Here is a 17,531-nt window from a genome sequence, read left to right as displayed (position 1 = left end):
CGCTCAGAGATGCTCCATCACGAACACCGCCGTGGTGTCGGCCCGCAGGGCCTGGAAGATGTGCGGGGTGTCGCCGGGATAGCGAACGTAGTCGCCGGGCCCGAGTTCGGCCGGCTCCTCAGCCGGCCCCGCCAGCGCCCGGCCGCTGCTCAGCACCACGTGCTCGCTGGTGCCCGGCGGGTGGGCGGCCGACAGCTGGACCCTGCCCGGCTGGGCCACGATCCGGTAGACGTCGCGCCGGGCGTTGGGCGGGCAGGAGGCGAGCAGCGTGGCCGCGTAGCCGGCCTGCTCGGAGTGGGCGACCGGCCCCTCGCCGGCCCGGATCACCCGGACGTCCGGCCGCGGCGGATCGACCAGCGCGCTGAACGGCACGCCGAGCGCGGAGCCGAGCGCCCACAGGGTCTCCACGCTGGGATTGCCGGCGCCGGATTCGAGCTGGGAGAGGGTGGACTTGGCCAGGCCCGCCCGCCTGGCCAGCTCGGTCAGCGACAGCCCGGCGCGGGCGCGCTCGCGCCGGATCGCCCCGGCGATCAGCCCGATGAGGTCGGAGGGCTCCCGTACGCCCTCGCTCGCGGAACCGGTTCTCACCTGTTCGCTCCAGAAGTCGATCTGTTCGGCTTGACGAACATCGTCCATCGCGTTCAGCCTAGTGCACGGACGTTCGACCTAACGAACACTTGAGCCGATCCGGAGACAATCATGGGACACCTCGGCATCCTCGCCCACAGCACGGAGGGCGCGGCCCTCTGCTTCCTCGCCTACTGCCAGGAGGGGTTCCGCCGGACCGGCCGCAACGAGCATCCCGACGTGACCCTCGACTACATCGCCTTCGGCCCCAGCATGCCCGCGTGGGAGGCGGGCGATCACGCCTCGATCAGGGCCACGTTGTCGACCAGCGTCGACCGGCTGGCCCGCGCGGGCGCCGGCTTCTTCGCCTGCCCCGACAACACCGCGCACCTGGCGCTGGAACCCCCCGGCCCGGAGCTCGCGCTGCCCGGCCTGCACCTGGCCGAGGTGGTCGCCGAACAGGCCGCCGCCGACGGCCACCGGCGGGTCGGCATCCTCGGCACGACGTACCTCATGGACGGCCCGGTCTACCCCCGCGCCCTGGCCGGCCGCGGCATCGCCACCGAGGTGCCGGACCCGGCCGACCGCGACCTGGTCAACACGATCATCTTCGAGGAACTGGTGAACGGCGTCTTCACCGACGAGTCCCGGCGGGAGTACGTGCGCGTCGTCGAACGACTGGCCGAGCGGGGCTGCGACGCGGTCGCGCTGGTGTGCACCGAGATCCCGCTCCTGGTGACCCCGGAGGTCTCGCCCCTGCCCACGCTCGACTCGACCCGGCTGCTGGCCCGCGCGGCCTACGACGTCGCCGTGGGCGACCGGCCGCCGCCCACGTGGCGCGGCGGCCCGGTCACCGGCTGACCGGCGGCGCCGCCCCGGTCAGACCCTGCCGGGGCGGTCGGCCGTCACTGGTCGGTCGGGCTGGCGCTCGGCGAGAGGGTCTCCATCGGCGTCTGCCCCTGCGGCTCGGGCGGCAGCGGAGCCACGTCGGCCGTGGTGGTGATGGCGTCGGGCCCACCGCAGGTGGCGCCGGGCTCGGGGGTGTCCTTGCCGTTCTGGAACTTCTTGATGAAGGCGGACAGCTTGGGGTCGTCAGGGCTGTCCAGCTTGAGCTGGTGTCCCCAGGAGGAGACCACGATCGGCGCCGGCAGGTCCGTGAAGGGGCTCATCAGCATGTATTCCTGCTGGCCGGTCGAGGTGGCCACCTCGGTCAGCTTGTCGACCTGCGCCTTGGGCAGGTCGGGCCGGTAGGTGATCCAGATGGCGCCGTGCTCCATGGAGTGCACCCCGTGCTCGCTGTGGATCGGCTTGGCATAGATGTCGCACTGCTGCCAGTAGTTGCTGTGCTCACCGCCGACGGGCGGCGACTCCTTGTAGGAGACCGGCTTCCACACGTGCTGCGCGGACTCGTAGGAGTAGTTGGCCACCGCGTCGAGCGACGTCTCCCGAGACTGCTTGACCAGATAGAAACCGACCAGACCGACGAGCAACACGATGACGGCGCCCCCGGACCCCCACATGAGGAACGCGGTGCGACGCTCCTTGCGCTTCTGCTCGGCCCGCATCCGCTGCAGATGCTCCCGCCGCGCCTGCGCCTTCTCCTTCATCGTTCCTCCATTGGCCTGCCAATCTCGGGTCACCTTATGCCCTCCGGGCGTATGCGGAGAATAAGCCGGTCGAAAGCGATCGTTCCTCCCTTCTCGTACGAGGTGGATAGGCTGGACTCGCCATGCGTAATCCCGCGAAGAACCCACTGCTCATCGCCTGCGCCGTGCTGATCGCCGGCGCGGCGGTCCTCCTGTTCGTGTTCGGCCGAGGCGCGGCCCCGGCCGAGACCTCCGCCGAGGCCGGGTTCGCCCGCGACATGGGCGTCCACCACGCGCAGGCCGTCGACATGTCGTTCATCATCAGGGACAAGACCCAGTCCAAGGAGATCCGCAACCTGGCCTTCGACATCATCACCACGCAGTCCACGCAGCGCGGCATGTTCATCGGCTGGCTGGAGCAGTGGGGGCTCGGCCTGTCGACCGACCTGCGGCCGATGGCCTGGATGCGAGGCCACGGCCACGGCGCCGCGACCACCGGATCCGCCGAGCCTGGTGTGATGCCGGGCATGGCCAGCGCCGCGGAGCTGGCCAAGCTCAAGGAGCTGCAGGGCACCGAGGCCGAGGTGCTCTTCCTGCAGCTGATGATCCGCCACCACGAGGGTGGGGTGCGGATGGCCGAGGGGCTGCTGAAGCTGTCCGACCGCGACGAGGTGGTCAACATGGCCCAGAAGATCGTCAAGGGGCAGAGCGGCGAGATCAAGCTGATGACCGACATGCTCGGGCATCGAGGCGCGCAGCCGTAGTCGTGAGCGTCGACGCGGTCGTCGTGGGATCGGGCCCCAACGGGCTGGTCGCGGCGATCGAGCTGGCCCGCTCCGGGCGCCGGGTGCTGCTGCTGGAGGCGGCCGAGCGGTTCGGCGGCGGGCTGCGGTCGGCGGAGCTGACGCTGCCCGGCCGGGTGCACGATCTCGGCGCGACCGTGATGGCGATGGCTCTCGCCTCGCCCGCGATGCGCGGGCTCGGACTGGAGGGGCGCGGGCCGGGGCAGGTCGAGTTCGTCCATCCCGCCGTGGCCGCCGCGCATCCGCTCGACGACCGGCCCGCCGTGCTCGTGCACCGCGACGCCGGTCGCACACGCGAGGGGCTCGGCGCCGATGGCGTGGTCTGGGACGCGACCGCCGGAGCGGCGGCGCGGGCCGGGTTCCCGCTGGTCGACCTGCTGGTGAAGCCGCTCGGGCCATGGCGGCCGGATCCACGCGCGTTCGCGGCCGCGGCGAGGTTCGGGGTCGCGGCGGCGCTGCCGGCCACGACGTTCGCCCGGCGGGCCCTGCGCACGGTCGAGGGCCGCGCGGTGTTCGCCGGCATGGCCGCGCACTCGGTGCTCGACCTGCGCTCCCCCATCACCACCGGGTACGGCCTGCTGCTGGCGTCGCTGGTCCACCTGGTCGGCTGGCCGCTCGTGAAGGGCGGCTCGCAGGTCCTGGCCGACGCCCTGGTGGCCAGGCTGCGCGAGCTGGGCGGCGAGGCGGTCACCGGCCACCGGGTGCGGCGCCTCGCCGAGCTCACCGGGCTGGGCGCCGAGACGATCGTGCTGGACGTGACCCCCCGGCAGTTCCTGGAGATGGCCGAGTTGCCCGCGCGCTACCGCCGGCGGCTGGAGCGCTACCGGTACGGGCCGGGGGTGTTCAAGCTGGACTGGGCGCTCGACGGGCCGGTGCCGTGGCGCGATCCGGCCGTCGCCGCGGCGGGGACCGTCCATCTGGGCGGCACTCTGGAGGAGATCGCACTGAGCGAGGCCGAGGTGGCCGCCGGACGCCACTCGCCCCGGCCGTACGTCCTGCTCACGCAGCCCTACGCGGCCGATCCGACGCGGGGCGGCCACACGCTGTGGGCCTACTGCCATGTCCCGAACGGCTCTCCCGTGGACATGACGGGGGCGATCGAGGCGCAGATCGAGCGCTACGCCCCCGGCTTCCGCGACCGGGTGCTGGCCCGCCACGCGATGGGCCCGGCCGACCTGGAGGCGTGGAACCCCAACCTGGTGGGTGGCGACATCGGCGGCGGGCTGGCCGGCCTGGGCCAGTTCGTCAGGCGTCCGGTCTGGTCACCGGTGCCCTGGCGCACCCCGTTGCCCGGTGTCTTCCTCTGCTCGGCCTCGACGCCGCCGGGGGGCGCGGTGCACGGGATGGGCGGCTGGCAGGCCGCCCGCCTCGCCACCCGTGGTTAGGCCAGTTCCTCGGCGATCGCCGCGGCGAACGCGTCCACGTCGGCCTCGGTGGTGTCGAACGCGCACATCCACCGCACCTCGCCCGTCGCCTCGTTCCAGGTGTAGAAGCGGAAGCGCTTCTGCAGCCGCTCGGTGACGTCCTTGGGCAGGACGGCGAAGACCGCGTTGGCCTCGACCGGCCGCGGCACCTCGACCCCGGGAAGGCCGCGCACCGCCTCGGCCAGCCGCCGCCCCATCGCGTTGGCCTGCCGGGCGTTGCGCAGCCACAGGTCACCGGAGAGCAGCGCCTCGAACTGGGCCGACACGAACCTCATCTTCGACGACAGCTGCATGAACGTCTTGCGGATGTAGTCGACCCCGGTGGCCGCCGAGGGGTTGAGCACCACGACGGCCTCGCCGTACAGCATGCCGATCTTCGTGCCGCCGAAGGAGAGCACGTCGACGCCCGCGTCGGTGGTGAGCGCCCGCATGGGGACGTCGAGGGCGGCGGCGGCGTTGGTCAGCCGAGAGCCGTCGAGGTGGACGAGCAGGCCGCGCTCGTGCGCGTGGGCGCAGATCGCGGCCACCTCCTCGGGCGTGTAGACGGTGCCGAGCTCGGTGGTGTTGGAGATGGACACGACGCGCGGCTGGGCCCGGTGCACGTCACCGAAGCCCCAGGCCTGACGGTCGATCAGCTCGGGCGTGAGCTTGCCGTCGGGCGTGGGCACGGGCAGCAGCTTGATGCCGCCCACCACCTCGGGGGCGCCGCCCTCGTCGGTGTTGATGTGGGCGGTCTCGGCGCAGATGACCGCCTCCCAGTGGGCGGTCATCGCGCGCAGCGAGACGACGTTGGCGGCGGTGCCGTTGAACACCGGCCAGGCCTGCGCCTGCTCGCCGAAATGGCGCTGGAAGACCTCGCGCAGCGCTTCGGTGTAGACGTCGTCGCCGTAGGCGATCTGGTGGCCGCCGTTGGCGTCGGCGATGGCCCGCAGGATGTCGGGGTGCACCCCGGCGTAGTTGTCGCTGGCGAACGCCTTGAGCAGGGGGTCGTGCCGGGGTGTCACTGGGTGAGGTCCAATCGGGTGCCGTTGAGGTCGGCGGCGGGCCGGTCGTAGAGCCCGCCGATGGCCCGGGCCAGATCGGCCACGTCGGTGAACCCGGCGAACTTCGCCTCGGGCTTGGCCGCCCGCATGGCGTCGTTGACCAGGGCCTTGACGACGAGGATGACGGCGGCGGAGCCGGTGCCGCGCAGCGCGTCGGCCAGGGAGAGTGTCCACGCCTCCGAGGCGGCCTTGGCGGCGGCGTAGGCGGCGCCCCCAGCGGTGGGGTTCGCGGCGGCCTTGGCCGAGACGATCACGAAGCGGCCGTCCTGGCTCTCGCGCAGCAGCGGCTCGAAGGCCAGCGACACGTGCTGGAGGGTACGGATCAGCAGGTCGTGCAGGTCGTTCCAGTCCTCCAGCCGGGTCTCGGCGAAGCTGCCGGAGCCGCGCCAGCCGCCGACCAGGTGCACCACGCCGTCGACGCCGCCGTGGTCGCGCTCGATGCGGGCCGCCAGGTCGAGCACGGCCTCGCGGTCGAGCAGGTCCACGTCGTCCTTGTCGACGGAGATCACGGTGTCACCGTTTTTGCGGAAATATTCGGACACTGCCTGACCTGTGGGGCCTGCAGCGCCGGTAACCAGAATGATCATCCCCGGATCCCCTTAGTCGATTCGACCACGTCCGTCAGCTTACGGCGCAGGGCCTCGTAGAACATGCTGAGGGGGAACTCGTCCGGCAGCACCGCGTCGACCTTGGCCTTCTGCTCCTCGGGCAGCGCCTCGACACCCTTGGCCCAGATGGAGGACGGGTGCGGCTCGACGTAGGCACTGACCAGCTCGTAGGCCGCCAGCCAGTGGGCCAGCTTCGACCGGTCGATGCTGTCGCGGTAGAGCTTCTCGACCTCCCCGCGCAGGTCGGCCACCCCGCCGGCGACCCGCTCCCAGTCGATCGTGAGCCGGTTGTCGGTCCACCGGACGATGTCGTTGCGGTGCAGGTAGGCGAAGAGCAGCTGACCGCCGAGCCCGTCGTAGTTGCGCACCCGCTCGCCGGTGATCGGGAACCGGAAGAGCCGGTCGAACAGGATGGCGTGCTGGACGTACCGGGCGTGCGGCACGCCCTGCTCCTCCAGCCGTACGGCCTCGCCGAACGCGGTCAGGTCGCAGCGCAGCTCCTCCAGGGAGTAGAGCCAGTACGGCATCCGCTGCTTGATCATGAACGGGTCGAACGGCAGGTCACCGTGGCTGTGCGTACGGTCGTGGATCAGATCCCACATCACGTAGGTGTCCTGGGCCAGCTGCTGGGAGTCGAGCAGCCGGTCCGCCTCCGGCGGCAGGCCGAGCCTGAGCGTCTCGGTGGCGGCCCGGGACACCCGCCGGAACCTGGCGGCCTCACGGTCGGCGAAGATCGCGCCCCAGGTGAACCGCTCCGGAGTCCGTCGTACGGCCACCGTCTCGGGGAAGAGCACGGCCGAGTGGGTGTCGTAGCCGGCGGTGAACGCCTCGAACGCGACGGGCACGAACATCGGGTTGTCGTAGCCGTTCGCCTCCAGCCGGGCCAGCCACCCGGGCCAGACGGTACGCAGCCAGACGGCCTCCAGGTTGCGGTCGAGGTTGCCGTTCTGGGTGTACATGGGGAACACCACGACGTGCTCCAGTCCGTCGACGCGCTGGGTGTCGGGGTGGAACAGCTCCAGCGAGTCGAGGAAGTCGGGGACGCCCAGCTCCTGCTCCGACCACCTGGCGAGGTCGTCCTGGACGGCCTGGAGGTAGGCGGCGTCGTGCGGGAAGTGCGGCGCCAGCTCGCCCACGTGGGCGGCGACGGCCGCGACCAGCTCCTTGGCCCGCTCCTTGTGCTCGGGCACCGAGCCGTCCTTGACCTGGAGCGGACGCAGTTCCTCGACGGCCGCGGCGAGCCCGGCGAACAGCGCGGCCTTGGCGTCGTCTCCCCCCTCGGGGGCGGTGGCGGCGGGCACGCGGGCCGCCCAGGTGACGACGTTGCCCCAGAGCCTGCGGTGGTCGTAGTCGTCGATCGAGTCGTCGCCGAACAGGTCGGAGTCGGCGAACACGACGACGCGGCCCCGGCCGTGGCGCAGGGCGACGGCCAGCGGAGCGCCGGCCGGGGCGGCGGCCGGCGAAGTGGCGAACAGGACGGTGGCGTCCTGGCCCGGGACGAGCACGCCCGCGCGGTAGAAGCAGGCGGTCCTGACGCCGGCGAGCAGGCCGTCGGTGGTGGCGGGCTCGGCCAGCACCCAGGTGGCGACGTCGCGATGGGCGTGCGCGGGGTCGCGCACGGTCGTGTGCTCGATGCCGACGCCGAACCGGGCCAGCAGCTCGGCCAGGTTGTTGCCGTACTTGTCCTGCTCCTCCTCGGCCAGCACGACGAGCCCGCCGCCCTCGGCCACGAACGCCTCGACGGCGTCGAGCTCGGCGGCGGACAGGATCGGGCTGCCGGAGCCGGTGGTGCGTTCCCAGCGCTCACTCGAAGGGTGCGCGACGACCAGCACGTCCTGGTCCTGGAGCGCCTCCGCCGAAAGCGTGCCCTCGGTCCGGGCCGTCACGGTGTGCCCCAGGTGCCGCAGCGAAGCCGCCGCGCGGGCGTAGCTGTTGTCGTCGGGATGGGCGGGACTGATGGCCTCGGCCACGTCGCGCCGGATGGTCCACGACTCGCTGTGAGCCTCGTCGAACAGCACCCTGGGAAAAGCCTGCATGAAATATCTCCTGTATCTTCCGCCCTACAACGGAAAATATACACAGAGAGCACCCATGCTCTACCAAACCCTCCCGGATGGGGAGATTCAGGCAGCGCCCGGCCGCACCACGCCCGTCTCGTACGCGAACACGACCGCCTGTGCCCGGTCACGCAGCCCGAGCTTCATCAGCACCCGCGCCACGTGCGTCTTGACCGTGGCCTCCCCCACGTACAGCGCCTGGGCGATCTCGGCGTTGGTGATGCCGCGCGCCAGCATCTGGAGCACCTCCAGCTCACGCGGCGTCAGCCCGTCCAGCCTGGGCGACGGCGTGGGCTCGGCCCGGCCCGCGAACGTGGCGATCACCCGGCTGGTGACCGCCGGGTCGAGCAGCGCGTCACCGGCGTGCACGACCCGGATCGCCTCGATGAGCTGCTCGGGCGGCGACACCTTGAGCAGGAACCCGCTGGTGCCGGCGCGCAGCGCCGCGTAGAGGTTCTCGTCGCTGTCGAACGTGGTCAGCGTGATGACCTTGGGCGGCGACGGGGCGTCGAGGAGTTCCCTGGCCGCCGACAGCCCGTCGAGCCGCGGCATCGAGATGTCCATCAGCACGATGTCGGGCCGGGTGCGCCTGGCGACCGCGATGGCGTCGCGCCCGTCGGCCGCCTCGCCGACGACCTCCATGCCCGGCTCGCTCTCCACGATCATGCGCAGCCCGGCCCTGACCATCGCCTGGTCGTCGACGATGACGATTCGAATGCTCACATCCGGAGGCTAGACCGCGACCCCCGCCTTTGAACACCCAGGTCAAGCCGTACACAAGTCAGTTACAAGCTCATGACAGCCGGACGCTCTGCCTGATGCGGGCCTGGGTGGCGTCGTCGCAGCTGTTCTTGGCGCAGAAGTACATCAGCAGCATCATCGGCTCGGGCCGCCGGTCGACGATGTAGGTGACGAAACCGAGCCGCACACCGCTGTTGCGGTCGGTCAGCGAGCCGGTGTAGCGGGTGGCCGGGCTGGTGCCCGCCTGCTCCGTGGCCGGGCCGCTCACGTCGATCTTGCCCGGCAGCAGGCCCTCAAGGGTGGCCCGCATCTGGACGTCGGTGGCGGTGGTGCTGAGCGTCTCGGAGAGCTGGACGTAGACGCCGACGGCACCGTCGGGGTCGTCGGTGATGACCGGCACCACCGGCGTCCAGTCGGCGCCCGCGCCGGAGACGAACAACGTCTCGAACTCGGCGACGTGCGGCGAGGCCAGCGCGAAGAGGTCGCCGTGGGTCCGCGCGGTCCAGCCGGCCGGATACTCGAACGACAGCGGCGCGGCCGCCGAGCTCTGGTAGCGGGTCCAGGCATCACCCCGCTGGGTCATGATCAGGAGCGCGACCAGAACCAGCGCCGCGACCGCCGCGGTGATCGTGGCCGCGATGATCGGCAGCCGCCCTGGCCGGCCGGGGCGCGCCGGGCGGCGGTGCCGCACCCCGGAGAGCTGAGTGGGCGGCGGCGCGGCCGGGTGGCCGCTGATGGCGTCGCGCAGCGCGGTGACGAACTCGGCGCAGCTCGGGTAGCGCTCCTCCGGCGACTTGGCCAGCGCGCGGTTCATCACCACGTCGACGTCGGCCGGCAGCTCCGTCCTGACCTGAGACAGCGGCGTGGGCTGCTCGGCCAGGTGCGCCCAGAGCAGCGCGATGTCGTTGTCGCGCTGAAAGGGCAGCCGCCCGGACAGTGCCTCGTAGACCACGCAGGCCAGCGCGTACTGGTCGCACCTGCCGTCGATGTGCTCCTTGTTGATCTGCTCGGGCGACATGTAGCGCGGCGTGCCGATGAACTGGTCGGTCTGCGTCAGCCCGGAGATGGACGTGCGGTGCTTGGTGATGCCGAAGTCGGTCAGGTAGACGTGGTCGCCGGCCAGCAGGATGTTGGCCGGCTTCACGTCGCGGTGGATCAGGTCGTGCGCGTGCGCCGCGTCGAGCGCGGCGGCGACCTGGACGAAGATCTGGTTGGCCTGCGCGATCGGCAGCGGCCCCCGGTCGTAGATGAGGCGGCGCAGGTCGAGCCCGTCGACGTAGCGCATCGAGATGTACAGCACGCCGTCGGCGTCGGCGTTGGCCTCGTAGATCGGGATGATGTTGGGGTGCTCGATGCTGGCGACCGTCCTGGACTCCAGGATGAACCTCTGCCGGAAGCGGTCGTCGACGCTGAGCACCGGATTGAGGATCTTGAGCGCCACGCGGCGGCTCAGCCTCGGATCGAGCGCCAGGTAGACGACGGCCATGCCGCCCTTGCCGACGATGTCCTCGATGTAATATCCGGCCACCTCCTGGCCGATGAGGGATCTGTCATTCAAGTGCATCACGTCTCGCTGGGGTGACCGCAGTAGCCGCAGAACCGGTGCGCGTGCCCCAGCCGCATCCCGCACGCCGTGCAGTACTTGACGGACGGATCCTGGGACCTGACGGACGGATCCTGAGTGGTGAGCACCTGCTTCTGCTGGGGGATGATCGCGAACGGCTGCGACCTGCGCACGACCACGGTCTGGTTGGACCCCTCGTCGAGCGGCGGTTGTCGCTGGCCGGCCACGAGCGGCAGGTCGGGCGGCGGCTCCTCGGGCGCGCGGCGCCGCCACAGCACGAACGCGCCTGCGCCCGCCGCCATGAACAGCACGCCGGCCACCACGATGAACGGCCACAGCGGCGTGGACCGGCTCACCGGCGCCGCCGCCTTCTTCGTGCCCTGATCCTCGGGGCCGCCCCGCTTGGCCAGTGAGTCCTTCAGCAGACTGGCGGCCACCACATTGCCGGGATAGAGCTCCAGGACCCGCTGGAAGCCCGGCGCCGCCTCGGTGTAGTACTTGGTGTGGTAGCGGGTCAGCGCCGCCTCGAAGGCGGTGTCGATCGGGCCCCTGCGCGGTGCCACCCCGGCCTTGGTCAGGGCCGCGTTGATCTCCCTGACGCCGATCATCCTGGCGTCCTTGCCGCCGCCGATGAGCATGCCGATGATGTGGCCGTCCTTGTCGCCGATGACCGGCGCCCCGCGCAGGCCGCGGTCGGCCAGGCCGCCCATCTTGACCGGTTCGTCGACCTTCTTGTCGGGGTCGGCGAACTGCCTGCCCTTCTCGCCGGTGCCGCCGCCCTTGCCGAGGTGGGCGATCTCGACGGTCTCCTTGACGTTGGGGCCGGGCCTGCCGAGGAAGCCCGCGATGTTCGTGGGCGAGCCCTGCTGGTCGGGCACCTTGTCGGCGAGCGGGGCCGTGGGCAGGCCGACGCTGCCGATGATCCGGCCCGACGTCGTCAGCACGGCGGGGCTGTCGGGCCGGGACCCGGCCTTGACGAGCTCGGCCTTGATGCCCTTGGGGTCGGCCGGCGAGACGTTGGGGAAGACCGTGATGTCGGTGGTGACCTCGAAGATGCAGGTGGCCTTGGCCGACTTGGGCGGATAGCACTGCCGGAGGTGCTTGTCGAGCAGGTCGTCCTTGAGCTTGTGCCGCTCGAAGTCGGCCGGGATCTTCACGTCGTGGTGCTCGGCGAAGATCCGATTGGCCGCGTAGACGGCCACGTCCTGTTCGTTCTTGACGACCCGGGTGAGCGTGACGATCGCTCCCTCGGGGTTGACCACGGTGCCCGTGCCCACGCCGATGGGCACGTCGTAGGACCGTTCCACGTGCACCAGATCACCTATGTGATCGAGCAGGGTGATCTCCACGTGCGCGGTGGCCTCGACGCGCACCACGGCCGGGGTCACCAGATCGGTGATGCCGCTGGGGTGCTCGTGCGCCGTCACGGGCAGGGCGAGCAGCACGAGGGCCACCACGGCACCGCCGGCCAGAGCTGTGAGACGCGCCATCTCCGCTCCTATTTTCAAGGGATAGATTCAGGGTCCCAATCACCTGCCGTAAGTCAATAGATGAACGCTAGACAAGCACTTGCTCAGCACCTGAACGTTTCCTCACGAGCCACGCGATCGGCGTCGACGGTCGACGGCACGTCCACCGGAATGGCTCCGCGCCGGACCGGCTCGGCGACGAAGAGATTGAGCACCCACTAGACCCCATCGCGGGAATCGTCACCGGTGTTACGCGCGTGCTCGGAAAACTTGATCCCCGGGCTCGTCACCAGGGTCGCCCACGCCACGAATCCGGCCACCAACGCGGCGTCCGTAAGCACAAGGACGGGTGGGCGGCTTCTACAGGCGCCGCTTCGCGGGGAGCCTCGGACGCCCGTCATCAAGGTCGACAACGTGCGCTGCGCCGCGGGGATCTCACCGGGACGGCTCGCTCAACGCGACGCTCGATCAGTCGCGACGCTCGATCAGTCGCGACGCTCGATCAGGTCGGCGGGGTCGAAGCTGACGGGGTACGGCTTGCGCAGGGTGACGACGCTCCCGGCCTTGTAAGCGGCGGGCGGCCGGTAGGTCTCGCCGTCGAGCTCGTAGACGTAGACGGTGGGGCCTTCGGCCAGCTCGATGCGCCAGTAGACCGGAATGCCCGCCGCCGCGTACGCCTCCGTCTTGAGGAGCCGGTCGCGCGCCTGCGTGCTCGGACTGACCACTTCCACCGCGAGCCGGATGTCAGCGGGCGAGAACATGAGCCGCCCGGCCTCCACCGAGGCGACCGGCACGACCGCGAGATCAGGAATGTAGAAGTCCTTGTCGCTCACCCGCACGTTCACAGTCGAAAGCGGCTCCAGATCCGGCGGCCGCGCGCTGTCCAGGATGAGCTGCGCGCGAAAGATGGCGCGCTGGTGTAGCGGGGTGGGGGCAGGGCTCACCAGTAGGCTCCCGTTGAAGAGCTCATAGCGATTCCCGTCATCGGGGAACTTGAGCAGGTCGTCGACAGAGAAGGGTGGCACGCCAGGAAGGACCGTGCGCCCAGTGGTCGGTTCGGTCGTCGCCATTGCGATCACCCACCCATCGTCGCGGATCACGCCCTTGCGCACATGCTACTTCCCCACATTCCCTGACTCTCTGTCATAGGGCCGCCACTCTTCGGCGCCGCGGCGGACGGCGGCGTGGACCGCGCGGGCGAGCCGGGCGCCCCAGGTGGAGCGGGGGCCTGCGAACAGCTCCTCGGGACCGCTCACCGGCACGACGACGCAGACCGCGTCGGAGGCGGTGCCCGTGCCGGCGAAGCCCGCCTCGGCCAGCGCCTGGGCCTTGGCCTCGGTCACCGTCATGACGGCGTTGACCAGCGCGGCGTCGGTCATCGCCACCGGCAGCGTGGCCATGATGTTGATCGTGCCCACCGGCGGGGCGACGCCCAGCATCGGGGCCAGCTCCGGGTCGGTGGCTCCTTCGGGGGCGGCGGCCCACGTCGGGACGCGCAGCCCGACCGTGGCGACGGCCCGCACGCCCCCGTCCTCGGCGGTCACGTACCGGTCCACGGAGGCGGCCGTCATCATTCCCACTCCCTCACCCGGGGGCGCCAGCCCGGCCAGGTGCTCGACCGGGTCCGTACGCGCGTAGCCGGCCACGACCTGCGCGTTCAGCACCCAGGAGCGGGGGCCGATGCCGCCGCCGAGCATGGCCGAGGAGATCGCCCGCCGGCCAGGCCCTAACTCCCACAGCAGCGACCCCAGCCGCGCGCCCTCTTCGACCCGGTAGGTGAGTTTCACGTTCCTCCTCTGAGGAGATGGACGACGGGACGCCCGTCCGGGCCCGGCTCGATCTTCACGTGCGCGTCGAAGTGCGTGCCGACGAGTTCCTCGGTGAGCACGTGGGCGGGCTTGCCGGCGGCCACCGCGCGGCCCTGGGCGAGCAGCAGCAGGGTGTCGGCGTACAGGCCGGCGAGGGTCAGGTCGTGCAGCGTGGTGACGACGGTGAGGCCGTCGGCCAGGCGCAGGCGGTCGACCAGATCGAGCACCTGCTGCTGGTGTCCGAGGTCCAGGGCGGTGGTGGGCTCGTCGAGCAGGAGCACGGGCGCCTGCTGGACGAGTGCCCTGGCCAGCACCACGCGCTGCCGCTCCCCGCCGGACAGCTCGCCCACCCGGCGGGCCGCGAACCCGGTCAGATCGAGCCGGTCGAGCACCGACGCGGTGACCTCCCGGTCGTGGCGGCTCTCCCTGCCGAGGTAGGAGATGTACGGAGTGCGGCCCAGCAGGGCGTAGTCGAACACCGTCATGTCGGGCGGCAGCGCCGGGCTCTGGGGCGCGTAGGCGACCAGGCGGGCCCGGTCCCTGGGCCGGAGCGCGGCGGCGGGCCGGCCGTCGAGCGTCACCTCGCCCCGGTGGGCGACGAGCCCCATGACGGCTTTGACCAGGGTGGACTTGCCCGCGCCGTTCGGGCCGATGACGGCCAGCCACTCGCCGCGCCGGACGCGGAGACCGACCTCGGTGAGCACCTCGCGCTCGCCGAGCCGTACGGACAAAGAGGTCGTCTCGATCACGTGGCGGCCTGCCGGGTCATCCGCAGCACGGCGACGAAGAACGGCGCGCCGACGAACATGGTGACGACCCCGATGGGCAGTTCGGCCGGGGCGATGACGGTGCGCGCGAGCAGGTCGGCGAGCACCAGGAAGGCGGCGCCGCCGATCAGCGAGAGCGGCAGCACGATCCGGTACGAGCCGCCCGCGAGCCGCCTGACCACGTGCGGGATGACGATGCCGACGAAGCCGATCAGCCCGCTGGCGGCGACGGCCGCCGCCGTGGCCAGCGAGGCGGCCAGCAAGACCGCCAGCCGCACCCCGCCGGCCCGCAGGCCCAGGCCGGTGGCCTCCTCGTCGCCGACGGACAGCACGTCGAGCAGGCGGCCGTGCAGGATCAGCAGCACGGAGGACACGGCGGCGTACGGCAGGACCATCCAGAACTGGTCCCATCCGCCGCTGACGTCGCCGAGGATCCAGGAGTAGATCCGCTGCAGCTCCTCGACCTTGAGCTGCTGGACGAACGTCTGGATCGCGGTCAGGAACGAGGTGACCGCCACCCCGGCCAGCACGAGCGTCGCCGTGCCACCCGCCCGGCCCGCGGTGTTGCCCAGGAGGTACGCCAGGAAGACGCCGCCGACGGCGCCCGCGAACGCGGCCACCGGGACGCCGCCGGGCAGGCCGGGCAGCAGCACGATCACCATGGTCGCAGCCAGCCCGGCGCCGGCGGCGGCGCCCAGCAGGTACGGGTCGGCCAGCGGGTTGCGGAACACGCCCTGGTAACCGGCCCCGGCGATGGCCAGCAGCCCGCCGACCACGGCCGCGACGAGCACCCTGGGCAGGCGGAGCTCGTACAGGAGCCCCTGCTCGACGGGGGTCAGGCCCGAGTCGACCGTCACGAACGGCAGCCAGTCGAGCGCCTGCAGGACCACCTGCCACGGTGAGATGTCGGCGGCGCCGCCGAGCAGGCCGGCCAGCATGGCGCCGGCCAGCACGGCGAGCGCCGCGGCCACCTGGAGCGGCCGGGCTCGGGACGGACGGGCCTGGACGGGCCCGTGTTCCGCCAAAGAGCCGGGCCGCGCGAGGGGCGAGCGGCTGGAGAGCACTAGCGGCCGGCCGCCTTGGCGACCGCGGCGCCGACCGTCTCGGCGAAGTCCACGACGCGCGGCCCCCAGCGGGAGGCGACGTCGTCGTCGAGCTGCACCACCTGGTCGTTCTTGATGGCGGACAGTCCCTTCCAGCCCGGCCGCTTGGCCAGCGTCGCCTTGCTCTGCCCGCAGCACTTGACGTCGGCCAGGAAGATCAGGTCGGGGTCGGCCTTGGCGACGAACTCGGCCGACAGCTTGGGGTAGCCGCCCGCCGTGTCCGGGGCCTTGTCGGCGATGTTGGTGAGGCCGAAGATGCCGTAGATCTGGCCGATGAAGGTGGTGGACGTCGCGGCGTAGGGCGTCTGGTCGAGCTCGTGGTAGTAGGTGAGCTTGTGGTCCTTGGGCGTCTCGGCGGCCAGCTTGGCCAGCGACGCCTTCATGCCGGTCACGAGTTCGCCGGCCTTGTCCTGGTTGCCGGTGGCGGCGCCGAGATCGGCGATCTGGCCGTAGGCGTCGTCGAGCTTGGCCGGGGCCGTCTCCAGCAGCACCGGCACGTTCACCTTGTCCAGCTTGGCGACGATCTGATCGAGGTCGTCGGAGACGATGACCAGGTCGGGCTTCTCGGCGACGATCGCCTCGACGTTCGGCTTGTAGCCGGACAGGTCGGTCTTGGGGGCCTGCGGTGGGTGGTTCGACTGGTCGTCGACGGCGATCACCTGGGGGCCGGCGCCGATCGCGAAGAGGGTCTCGGTGTGGACGGCCGAGAGGGAGATGATCCGCTCGGGCCGGCGCTCGATGGTGATCGTGCCGTTGGCGGCCTCGACGGTGACCGGGAATCCGGTGGCCGTGGTGGCGGTGGAGGATGCGGCGGGGGCCGCGGACGTGTTGGCTGTAGTGCCGCTCTGACCACATCCGGTCAGGACGAGCGTTCCCAGCAGCGCGCCCGCGAAGGCCGTACGTACGGGCCTCACGAGAAGTCCTTTCACACTGTCGGAACCGAGAGACCCGCGGAATGCGACGGATCACCCTTTTCCACGAGGGTTGACGTCAGCGCAGAGGCAGGCGACCTGGCTATGACAGTTGCGGGACAGCGCCGGATTCACACCGGACTTCGCTGCAACACTGCGCGTCGGACAAACGCTATCAATCCTCTGCATCCAGCTGAAGTCAAGGGCTGCCTTCACTGACGAATCGGAGGTACGCCCCTGGTGCGAGCGCTGGTGAGCGCCGGCTTGGAGCGGGATTGGAGGATCTTTGCAGAGGCCCGGCGGACACTCCCGGCCATGCACCTTTCCACGGGCTCCGTCCCTCGCTTGACCCGCATCCTGCCGCCGGTCCTTGCGGTGGCCGTCGTCGCCTTGGGCGTCGTGACGGTCTCCGCGACCCCCGCGGCGGCCGTCAGCCGTTCGTCCATCGTCTCGGTGGCCCAGGGCCAGCTCAACAACACGGTCCGCAACCGCGAGTCCCCGCTGGGCAGCGGCTGCAACTACTACACCGGGCACTTCCGCAACTGGAAGCCGTCGTCAGGGTGCCCCTTCAGCGACGGCGTCCAGTGGCGCGACAGCGACTGGTGCGCCGACTTCTCGAAGTACGTCTGGAAGAACGCCGGCGTGCCGGACGCCAACGTGCCCGAGACCAGCGGCGGCGTCCTCACCGGGTGGGCCTCGTCCTTCAAGGACTACGGCGTCAAGCACGGCACGTGGCGCACCCGTGCCAGCGGCTACCAGCCCCAGCCCGGGGACGCCATCGTCTTCGACTGGGACCAGAGCGGCGACATCGACCACGTCGGCATCGTGAGCTCGGCCAACTCCAGCACGGTCTACACGATCGAGGGCAACAGCGATGACCGGATCAGGACCAAGTCCTACTCCCGGTCCAACATCGACATCGTCGGTTACAGCGCTCCGGTCGGAGCGGCGCAGGTCAGTGGCACGGCCTCGGTGTACGGGGTACTGCCCGACGGGCGGCTGACCTACACCGCCATCGACGCCGCCACCGGCAAACGCACTAAGGGCACGGTCATCTCCACCACCCCCCTCGGCTTCACG

The 17,531-nt window shown here is 71.0% G+C and carries 17 protein-coding genes; 4 read left to right on the top strand and 13 right to left on the bottom strand.

Annotated elements, in window-relative coordinates:
* Positions 1-3: 3 nt before the first annotated feature.
* Positions 4-636 carry a helix-turn-helix domain-containing protein gene (locus AB0I38_RS13955; protein WP_358466720.1) on the bottom strand — a complete coding sequence of 211 codons (633 nt, stop codon included), beginning with the start codon at positions 634-636 and terminating at the stop codon, positions 4-6.
* A gap of 63 nt (positions 637-699) precedes the next feature.
* Here AB0I38_RS13955 and AB0I38_RS13950 point away from each other — a divergent pair, with 63 nt between their 5' ends.
* Positions 700-1,428, top strand: a complete 729-nt coding sequence (locus AB0I38_RS13950; RefSeq protein WP_358466718.1) for an aspartate/glutamate racemase family protein — start codon at positions 700-702, stop codon at positions 1,426-1,428.
* Between the two features lie 44 nt (positions 1,429-1,472).
* Here the strand turns inward: AB0I38_RS13950 and AB0I38_RS13945 are convergent, their stop codons facing one another.
* Entirely contained in the window at positions 1,473-2,174 is a 702-nt protein-coding gene (locus AB0I38_RS13945; RefSeq protein WP_358466716.1) for a DUF3105 domain-containing protein, read from the bottom strand.
* 122 nt (positions 2,175-2,296) lie between these two features.
* Here AB0I38_RS13945 and AB0I38_RS13940 point away from each other — a divergent pair, with 122 nt between their 5' ends.
* Positions 2,297-2,917 carry a DUF305 domain-containing protein gene (locus AB0I38_RS13940; RefSeq protein WP_358466714.1) on the top strand — a complete coding sequence of 207 codons (621 nt, stop codon included), beginning with the start codon at positions 2,297-2,299 and terminating at the stop codon, positions 2,915-2,917.
* Positions 2,918-2,919: 2 nt separating this feature from the next.
* Complete coding sequence (locus AB0I38_RS13935; RefSeq protein WP_358466712.1) at positions 2,920-4,341, top strand: phytoene desaturase family protein; 1,422 nt, start codon at positions 2,920-2,922, stop codon at positions 4,339-4,341.
* Here AB0I38_RS13935 and AB0I38_RS13930 read toward each other — a convergent pair.
* The 11 genes from AB0I38_RS13930 to AB0I38_RS13880 all read right to left on the bottom strand — a co-directional run bounded on the left by AB0I38_RS13930 (position 4,338) and on the right by AB0I38_RS13880 (position 16,454).
* A complete protein-coding gene (locus AB0I38_RS13930) occupies positions 4,338-5,384 on the bottom strand; it encodes a threonine aldolase family protein (protein WP_358466710.1) in 1,047 nt (348 codons plus the stop codon). The genes AB0I38_RS13935 and AB0I38_RS13930 overlap by 4 nt on opposite strands.
* Positions 5,381-6,010, bottom strand: a complete 630-nt coding sequence (locus tag AB0I38_RS13925) for an SDR family NAD(P)-dependent oxidoreductase (RefSeq protein WP_358466708.1) — start codon at positions 6,008-6,010, stop codon at positions 5,381-5,383. The genes AB0I38_RS13930 and AB0I38_RS13925 overlap by 4 nt, the downstream gene beginning before the upstream one ends.
* The gene (locus AB0I38_RS13920) at positions 6,007-8,067 is read right to left on the bottom strand and encodes a DUF6421 family protein (RefSeq protein WP_358466706.1); all 2,061 of its coding nucleotides are present in this window, start codon (positions 8,065-8,067) and stop codon (positions 6,007-6,009) included. Before AB0I38_RS13920 ends, AB0I38_RS13925 begins: the two co-directional genes overlap by 4 nt.
* A gap of 87 nt (positions 8,068-8,154) precedes the next feature.
* Positions 8,155-8,811 (bottom strand): response regulator transcription factor, encoded by a 657-nt coding sequence (locus AB0I38_RS13915; RefSeq protein ID WP_358466704.1) that lies wholly within the window; start codon positions 8,809-8,811, stop codon positions 8,155-8,157.
* A 70-nt stretch (positions 8,812-8,881) separates the two neighbouring features.
* A complete protein-coding gene (locus AB0I38_RS13910) occupies positions 8,882-10,393 on the bottom strand; it encodes a serine/threonine protein kinase (protein ID WP_358466702.1) in 1,512 nt (503 codons plus the stop codon).
* Positions 10,393-11,883 carry a hypothetical protein gene (locus AB0I38_RS13905; RefSeq protein ID WP_358466700.1) on the bottom strand — a complete coding sequence of 497 codons (1,491 nt, stop codon included), beginning with the start codon at positions 11,881-11,883 and terminating at the stop codon, positions 10,393-10,395. The genes AB0I38_RS13910 and AB0I38_RS13905 overlap by 1 nt, the downstream gene beginning before the upstream one ends.
* 464 nt (positions 11,884-12,347) lie before the next feature.
* Positions 12,348-12,974, bottom strand: coding sequence for a Uma2 family endonuclease (locus tag AB0I38_RS13900; RefSeq protein WP_358466698.1), 627 nt, complete (start codon positions 12,972-12,974; stop codon positions 12,348-12,350).
* A gap of 3 nt (positions 12,975-12,977) precedes the next feature.
* A complete protein-coding gene (locus AB0I38_RS13895) occupies positions 12,978-13,649 on the bottom strand; it encodes an adenosylcobinamide amidohydrolase (RefSeq protein WP_358466696.1) in 672 nt (223 codons plus the stop codon).
* Positions 13,646-14,419 carry an ABC transporter ATP-binding protein gene (locus tag AB0I38_RS13890; protein WP_358466694.1) on the bottom strand — a complete coding sequence of 258 codons (774 nt, stop codon included), beginning with the start codon at positions 14,417-14,419 and terminating at the stop codon, positions 13,646-13,648. Before AB0I38_RS13890 ends, AB0I38_RS13895 begins: the two co-directional genes overlap by 4 nt.
* Positions 14,416-15,408 (bottom strand): FecCD family ABC transporter permease, encoded by a 993-nt coding sequence (locus tag AB0I38_RS13885; RefSeq protein ID WP_436838743.1) that lies wholly within the window; start codon positions 15,406-15,408, stop codon positions 14,416-14,418. Before AB0I38_RS13885 ends, AB0I38_RS13890 begins: the two co-directional genes overlap by 4 nt.
* Before the next feature lie 92 nt (positions 15,409-15,500).
* A complete protein-coding gene (locus AB0I38_RS13880; protein ID WP_358466692.1) occupies positions 15,501-16,454 on the bottom strand; it encodes an ABC transporter substrate-binding protein in 954 nt (317 codons plus the stop codon).
* A gap of 312 nt (positions 16,455-16,766) precedes the next feature.
* On the opposite strand from AB0I38_RS13880, the gene AB0I38_RS13875 reads away from it, so the two are divergent.
* Positions 16,767-17,531, top strand: a 765-nt coding sequence (locus AB0I38_RS13875; RefSeq protein WP_358466690.1) for a CHAP domain-containing protein, incomplete at its 3' end; no start/stop codon positions are given.

The organism is Nonomuraea cavernae, assembly GCF_040655715.1.
GTDB classification, from domain to species: Bacteria; Actinomycetota; Actinomycetes; order Streptosporangiales; family Streptosporangiaceae; genus Nonomuraea; species Nonomuraea cavernae_A.
This window is presented reverse-complemented; position numbering and strand designations above follow the sequence as displayed.